The 5,737-nt window shown below is 44.4% G+C and carries 2 tRNA genes and 3 rRNA genes; all 5 read right to left on the bottom strand.

Features of this window, described 5'->3' with window-relative positions:
• Window positions 1-60 precede the first annotated feature (60 nt).
• Window positions 61-168 (bottom strand): 5S ribosomal RNA (gene rrf, locus Q0997_RS19930).
• A gap of 125 nt (window positions 169-293) precedes the next feature.
• Window positions 294-3,112: ribosomal RNA gene (locus Q0997_RS19925) — 23S ribosomal RNA — on the bottom strand.
• 161 nt (window positions 3,113-3,273) lie between these two features.
• A tRNA-Ala gene (locus Q0997_RS19920) sits at window positions 3,274-3,347 on the bottom strand.
• Between the two features lie 82 nt (window positions 3,348-3,429).
• Window positions 3,430-3,503, bottom strand: a tRNA-Ile gene (locus tag Q0997_RS19915).
• Window positions 3,504-3,586: 83 nt separating this feature from the next.
• Window positions 3,587-5,106, bottom strand: a 16S ribosomal RNA gene (locus Q0997_RS19910).
• Together the 16S, 23S and 5S rRNA genes with 2 tRNA genes alongside form the textbook arrangement of a ribosomal RNA operon.
• Window positions 5,107-5,737: the final 631 nt, after the last annotated feature.

The raw sequence follows: 5,737 nt of genomic DNA, 5'->3' as shown, positions 1-5,737 counted from the left end.
ATTATGATTATAAAAGTATTAAACAAAAAAAATCCTCAACAAATACATGTTGAGGATTAAAAAAGGCGACGACCTACTCTCCCACGATTGTAGTACCATCGGCGCAAATGGGCTTAACTTCTCTGTTCGGAATGGTAAGAGGTGAGCCCCATCGCTATAATCACCTTAAATCTTTCGGTGTATGTAGTATATTACTACTTAACCGTATATAATAACATATTGAAAAAAGGACACTAAGTGTCATTTAACATGAAAACAAATAATAATTATTGAACTTAGTAAAAAAACAGGCGTACAATAAGCCTATGGGTTATTAGTATCACTCGGCTATGACATTACTGCCTTTACACCTATGACCTATCAACGTGGTAATCTCCCACGACCCTTTAAAGAAATCTCATCTTGTGGTGGGTTTCGCGCTTATATGCTTTCAGCGCTTATCCCTTCCCAACGTAGCTACTCTGCAATGCTCCTGGCGGAACAACAGATACACCAGAGGTTAGTCCAACTCGGTCCTCTCGTACTAGAGTCAGATCCACTCAAATTTCTAACGCCCACTGTAGATAGAGACCGAACTGTCTCACGACGTTCTGAACCCAGCTCGCGTGCCACTTTAATGGGCGAACAGCCCAACCCTTGGGACCTTCTCCAGCCCCAGGATGTGACGAGCCGACATCGAGGTGCCAAACCCCCCCGTCGATGTGAGCTCTTGGGGGAGATCAGCCTGTTATCCCCGGAGTACCTTTTATCCTTTGAGCGATGGCCCTTCCATGCGGAACCACCGGATCACTATGCTCTACTTTCGTACCTGATCGACTTGTAAGTCTCTCAGTCAAGCTCCCTTATGCCATTGCACTCTACGCACGGTTACCAAGCGTGCTGAGGGAACCTTTAGAAGCCTCCGTTACTCTTTTGGAGGCGACCACCCCAGTCAAACTACCCATCAAGCACTGTTCCCACTTTGTGGGTTAGACTCTAGATAAGCAAAGGGTGGTATTTCAACAATGACTCCACAACACCTAGCGATGCCGCTTCAAAGTCTCCCACCTATCCTACACATTACTTATCCAAAGCCAATACTAAACTATAGTAAAGGTTCACGGGGTCTTTTCGTCCCACAGCGGGTAATCGGCATCTTCACCGATACTACAATTTCACCGAGCTCATGGCTGAGACAGTGTCCAGATCGTTGCACCATTCGTGCAGGTCGGAACTTACCCGACAAGGAATTTCGCTACCTTAGGACCGTTATAGTTACGGCCGCCGTTTACTGGGGCTTCATTTGATTGCTTCGCCGAAGCTAACAACTCCACTTAACCTTCCAGCACCGGGCAGGTGTCAGGCCATATACGTCATCTTTCAATTTAGCATAGCCCTGTGTTTTTGATAAACAGTCGCCTGGACCTTTTCACTGCGGCCACCCCGAAGGGTGGCGACCTTTCTCCCGAAGTTACAGGTCGATTTTGCCTAGTTCCTTAGCCATGAATCTCTCGAGCTCCTTAGAATTCTCATCCCAACTACCTGTGTCGGTTTAGGGTACGGGCTGCTTCACTTGCTTTTCTTGGAAGTCGATTCGCTAGATTATCACCGCGACCGTAGTCTTAGTGTACTATCGAGGTGTTACCACTCTCTTCAACGCACAATTCCGTCTGTGCGCACTAACTATTCGCCTCCGTCACTTTTAGTGTGAGCAGGTACAGGAATATTAACCTGTTGTCCATCCACTACCCCTTTCGGGTTCGCGTTAGGTCCCGACTAACCCTCAGCTGATTAGCATAGCTGAGGAAACCTTAGTCTTTCGGAGTGCGGGTTTCTCGCCCGCATTATCGTTACTTATGCCTACATTTTCTTTTGTAGCTACTCCAGCATGCCTTACAGCACACCTTCAACGCCACTACAATGCTCCCCTACCACTTTTACAAGTCCATAGCTTCGGTAGTATGTTTATGCCCGATTATTATCCATGCCGAACCGCTCGACTAGTGAGCTGTTACGCACTCTTTAAATGAATGGCTGCTTCCAAGCCAACATCCTAGCTGTCTAAGCAGTTCAACCTCGTTTATTCAACTTAACATACATTTGGGGACCTTAGCTGATGGTCTGGGTTCTTTCCCTCTCGGACATGGACCTTAGCACCCATGCCCTCACTGCTGATTAACATTTTATAGCATTCGGAGTTTGTCAGGAATTGGTAGGCGGTGAAGCCCCCGCATCCAATCAGTAGCTCTACCTCTATAAAACTATAAATCAACGCTGCACCTAAATGCATTTCGGGGAGTACGAGCTATTTCCGAGTTTGATTGGCCTTTCACCCCTACCCACAGGTCATCCGAAGACTTTTCAACGTCAACCGGTTCGGTCCTCCACTGTATGTTACTACAGCTTCAACCTGCCCATGGGTAGATCACACGGTTTCGCGTCTACCACTACTAACTAAAGCGCCCTATTCAGACTCGCTTTCGCTACGGATCCGTGACTTAATCACTTAACCTTGCTAGCAACGGTAACTCGTAGGCTCATTATGCAAAAGGCACGCCGTCACCCCAAAGGGCTCCGACCGCTTGTAAGCGTATGGTTTCAGGATCTATTTCACTCCCTTATTCAGGGTTCTTTTCACCTTTCCCTCACGGTACTAGTTCACTATCGGTCTCTCAGGAGTATTTAGCCTTATCGGATGGTCCCGACTGATTCATACAGGATTACTCGTGTCCCGCACTACTCAGGATACTGCTATCTTACTACTCTTTACTTATACGGGACTATCACCCTCTTTGGTCAGTCTTTCCAAACTGTTCTAATTCATCATAGCTCAAATATCGCAGTCCTACAACCCCACAAATGCCGTAACATTTATGGTTTGGGCTAATCCGCGTTCGCTCGCCACTACTAACGGAATCACTTTTGTTTTCTTCTCCTCCGGGTACTTAGATGTTTCAGTTCTCCGGGTTCGCCTCCTTGCGGATAACATATCTTCAATATGCTGGGTTGCCCCATTCGGATATCTACGGATCGATTTGTATGTGCCAATCCCCGTAGCTTTTCGCAGCTTATCACGTCCTTCATCGCCTCTGAGAGCCTAGGCATTCCCCATACGCTCTTATTTAGCTTATTGTACTTTTTGCTTTTTTAATGAGTTACATTACTAATAGCAGCTCGTGACTAACTATTAGTAAGTTATTATTATTTAAATCTTTGAGATAATTCTCAAATCTTTTTTTCATGTATCTTTTTTCAATATGTCAATGAACGTTTTTCAGTAATTAAACTGAATCGTGGAGAATATCGGAGTCGAACCGATGACCTCTTGCGTGCAAGGCAAGCGCTCTAGCCAGCTGAGCTAATCCCCCATTTAAAATCCCGAATATTGCATTCAGAATTTAATTATTTAGAATTGACAACTTCTAGAATTTCCTTTTTTATTATAGTTAGTAGTCTCAGGCAGACTCGAACTGCCGACCTCTACATTATCAGTGTAGCGCTCTAACCAGCTGAGCTATGAGACTCTACTATAATAGATTTTAAATTAACAGCAGGAGAATAAACAATTTGTTTCCTTTTTTAAATTTACTCGGTCGTCTTTCTCTAGAAAGGAGGTGTTCCAGCCGCACCTTCCGGTACGGCTACCTTGTTACGACTTAGCCCTAGTTACCGATTTTACCCTAGGCCGCTCCTTACGGTGACGGACTTCAGGCACTCCCAGCTTCCATGGCTTGACGGGCGGTGTGTACAAGGCCCGGGAACGTATTCACCGCATCATGGCTGATATGCGATTACTAGCGATTCCAGCTTCACGGAGTCGAGTTGCAGACTCCGATCCGAACTGTGATAGGGTTTATAGATTCGCTCCTGCTCGCGCAGTGGCTGCTCTCTGTCCCTACCATTGTAGCACGTGTGTAGCCCAGGACGTAAGGGCCGTGATGATTTGACGTCATCCCCACCTTCCTCACAGTTTGCACTGGCAGTCTTGTTAGAGTTCCCGACTTGACTCGCTGGCAACTAACAACAGGGGTTGCGCTCGTTATAGGACTTAACCTGACACCTCACGGCACGAGCTGACGACAACCATGCAGCACCTTGTAAATTGTCCGAAGAAAAGTCTATCTCTAAACCTGTCAATTTACATTTAAGCCCTGGTAAGGTTCCTCGCGTATCATCGAATTAAACCACATGCTCCACCGCTTGTGCGGGCCCCCGTCAATTCCTTTGAGTTTCATTCTTGCGAACGTACTCCCCAGGTGGGTCACTTATCACTTTCGCTTAGCCACTCAAACCGAAGTTCGAACAGCTAGTGACCATCGTTTACGGCGTGGACTACCGGGGTATCTAATCCCGTTCGCTCCCCACGCTTTCGTCCATCAGTGTCAGTATATTATTAGTAATCTGCCTTCGCAATTGGTATTCTATGTAATATCTATGCATTTCACCGCTACACTACATATTCTAACTACTTCATAATAACTCAAGATAACCAGTATCAAAGGCAATTCTACAGTTGAGCTGCAGGATTTCACCTCTGACTTAATTATCCACCTACGGACCCTTTAAACCCAATGATTCCGGATAACGCTTGGATCCTCCGTATTACCGCGGCTGCTGGCACGGAGTTAGCCGATCCTTATTCTTACAGTACCGTCAAGCTCTCACACGTGAGAGTGTTTCTTCCTGTATAAAAGCAGTTTACAACCCATAGGGCAGTCTTCCTGCACGCGGCATGGCTGGATCAGAGTTGCCTCCATTGTCCAATATTCCTCACTGCTGCCTCCCGTAGGAGTCTGGTCCGTGTCTCAGTACCAGTGTGGGGGATCCCCCTCTCAGGGCCCCTATCTATCGTTGCCATGGTAAGCCGTTACCTTACCATCTAGCTAATAGAACGCATAGTCATCTTACACCGTAACCTTTAATATTATCTTGATGCCAAGTCAATATACTATGAGGTATTAATCTTCGTTTCCAAAGGCTATCCCTCAGTGTAAGGTAGATTCTATACGCGTTACGCACCCGTGCGCCGGTCGTCATCTGAAGCAAGCTCCAATGTTACCCCTCGACTTGCATGTGTTAGGCCTGCCGCTAGCGTTCATCCTGAGCCAGGATCAAACTCTTCATCGTTAAATTTTTAAGTGTTTCCACTAATATGCTTAACAACCAAAGAAATTAATAGTACTCAAAATGGTTTATTCTCTTGTTTAATCTCAACCGTTTCCAGTTGAAATCTTACGCTGTCAATTCAATATGTTTATGAACTTTTATTATCTATTTCAATTTGCTAACTTTTATATTTCGTTAGCGGGCTGCAAATATAAAACCCTTTTTAATTCTGCACAATGTTTTTTTGATTATTTTTTGAAAAATTTTACTTTTTTAAAATTATCTAAAAACCTATTTTGTTACTGAACTTTTTCGCTCTAAACGTTGGCGTTTTTTGCGGCTGCAAACATACAACCTTTTTTTATTATAAAAAGCTTTTTTGAAACTTTTTTTAATTTATTTTTTTAACCTTGTTTTTGAACGTCGCTCTTGCCTCTTTGCCTATATAGCTAAGGCGCTAAGCGGCTGCAAAGATACATCCTATTTTAACCTGCGCAAGCTTTTTTTAAATCTTTTTTGAATTTATTTTTTTTACCCGCTCTAATTACTCCTAATCAAGTACTTATACCTAATCTTTTTTTACTTTATAAAACACACTCTTGTCCTTATTATATATACAACTATTTTTAACATTTTTCAATTACTTATGGAT

Source organism: uncultured Lacinutrix sp. (assembly GCF_947500325.1).
Taxonomy (GTDB): domain Bacteria; phylum Bacteroidota; class Bacteroidia; order Flavobacteriales; family Flavobacteriaceae; genus Lacinutrix.
The sequence above is the reverse complement of the archived record's forward strand: the minus strand, read 5'-3'. Positions and strand labels throughout refer to the sequence as shown.